Raw genomic sequence first — 2,705 nt, forward strand, 5'->3', positions numbered from 1 at the left:
CGATGTGAATGCGTATTATTTACTGAATCATCATAAACATTTTTCAATGTCACAGAATGATAAATATATTTTCCCTCATGATTTTCATTATTAATTTTAAAATCAAAAATAATATCTTTTTTATTACGTTTTATTGATGTTATTTCATCAAAACAATAATTAAACCTTACAACACTAGTTCCTAACTTATTAGTTTCATTAATAATAGTTTCAAATAATTTATTATAACTCTGTTCTAAAGAAGATCGTAAAATAACATAGCTATCATTGCCCTCACCGCCTTCAGCATAACCTTCATTTAATACAAGTGTATCATTTCCCCCTTTACCATATAAATGATCAACACTACCAGCACCATTTAAATAATTAGCCTCTTCATTACCCAAAATATAATCATCACCCATTTCACTGCCAATAACATTTTCAATACTGTCTAAATAAGCAATAACTTGCTGATCTTGTAACTCAATATTTGGCATTGTATCAATAAGTTTTTTCGAATAAAAACGCCCTTCATTTTGATAAAGATAAAGTTTTGAATGAAAACTTTGGCTATTCGTTTTATCTTCTGAATTTTGAAATTTAACGTAATTATGTTGTAAATCGACTTTATAACCCGTGTATTTGCCCTTAGTTTTTATCAGACGAAGTGTGTCATTTCCTTCTCGACCATAAAAACGGCTCGCATAATAAGGTGACTCTGATGTAAATACATTAAATACATCATCTTTTGAACCGCCACTTAATCGCTTAGTGCCATTATAAATATCGAATGTATTTTGAGTTATTGAGGGCGCTGCAATAATATCATTACCATTATGTGTGTTAAAATAAAGAACTGTATTCTCATGCCAATCCGAAGTATAGTATTTTTCAATATTATTAGCTTTTATTAATCCATTCTCTAATTTACTTTCTCCTAATTTATTAATCACATACTCTTTAGTTGTTTTACTATTCTTAAAAAAATCCTCATCCACTATCTCGCCAAAAATAACGCTCTCGTCGTCAGAAGCAATTTTTATTGTATACCGATTTAGCTCATTAACATAAAAATCCATATCAAAAATAAGCTTTTCATCTGTGGCAATCGCTTCTTTAGGTAAATAATATTTATACGCTGTTTTTTTGGCACTCAGATAAGGAGTAAGAGCTGAAATCTCTTCAGCTTCTTTTTGGCTCATATTTTGTAATATTCGCTGGGAAATAAAATCTTTTAAAGGCATTAAAATAGAATCGGCTGTTTCTTCTATTAATGTAGGAATAACTTTATAATAATAATATTCTTGATAAATCTGTTTTTCATTTGTATAAAAATAACTACTATCTGGACTTTGTTTTTTTATTTCTTCAAGATGAGTTAGCGCCTTTTTATCAATCATCTCTTCAAGTTGATTTTCGGTGTCTAAATATATTATCTCATTTTTCTTATCTGGAGTAATATCCCCCATAAGAAAGGCATAAAAACCATTATTTAATTCCTCCATAGGCGTAAAATTGGTTTGTTTTTTTGCCTCTTCAATTAATCTTACGGCACTATAAATTGAAGTTGCTAATGCAATCAAAGCACCAGCAGCAATACCGACAGGTCCTGCAATTGCTGAACCTGCAAGTATAGCTATAGAAATTCCTACAGTAACAAGCCCTGAAACAATAGCGAATGAACCATCAACGATATAATCAATTTTTCGCTTTTCATCAGTTTCACCAGAAATTCGGCTGAAATTATCATAAGCATGATAAATATCAAATCCAACTGAAAGAATATTAAGCGCAATCCCTACTCGCGTACTTATCTTGCTCGCATATTCCAAAGGATTGTGTCGATATCGCAATAATCCTTTTGCTATTGCAATTTCAATAATTTCAGAAACCCCATTAAATGTCATTTCAGACCACATTAATGACAAGTTAGTGATGATTTCTTTTCGTTGTTGTAAAGATAGATTGGGATTATTGAGTTGTTCGGCTAAAGAAAACGTATTATTAACAGACTGCCACATAGAATAACTAATATTAGCATAACCTACCTTACTCAATATTTTCATATGCCTAGGTATTTTTAATGAAGGTTTTCTAATGCTATCCCAATAATGTTCATCAAATGCGCGTTTTTCTAATTCTAAAATTTTAACCAATCGCTCATAGCTTACAAGGTAATCAATACGCTCAGCATCAATTGAAATTAACTTTTTTATATTTTCTTCTTTATTATTTAATAAACTTTTAATAATAGAAATAGCTTGTTTATCATCATCAGTTCCTGAAGCACTTAAGAAATAATCATTTATCTTATCCGCATCGAATGTAAGATTTGAATAATCATGATTTTTTTCAAAAATATCACTATGCTCTATTTTTTTATTATTAATTTTCGCACCTAAACTGATAAGTAGTCTTTTATCCACTTCAATGTTATGGATTTTTATTTTATCCTCTACAATTTCACTATTATTAAGCCCTAAGCTTAATTCAAATAAATTATCAGTTGATTTATTCTCATGTGATCTTTTTTGACTTAATGTTCGTACTTCGTTTATACCAACTGATGATAAAATATCTTTATTACTATTTAATGAGATTAAATAATCAACATCATTAATAGCAATATTATACTCTTTTTCATTTAAAGCTATTTTCAATAAATCAACCGTCAATTTATTTTTATTAGGTTCATTAAAATAATGAGAGAGTAATTCAATTGA

The 2,705-nt window shown here is 29.0% G+C and carries 1 pseudogene; it reads right to left on the reverse strand.

What is annotated here, in order from left to right:
• Positions 1-2,705 (reverse strand): annotated as a pseudogene (locus ACWPWK_RS18985) (calcium-binding protein); the annotation flags it as partial.

It is taken from the genome of Proteus sp. Marseille-Q3619 (assembly GCF_965283115.1).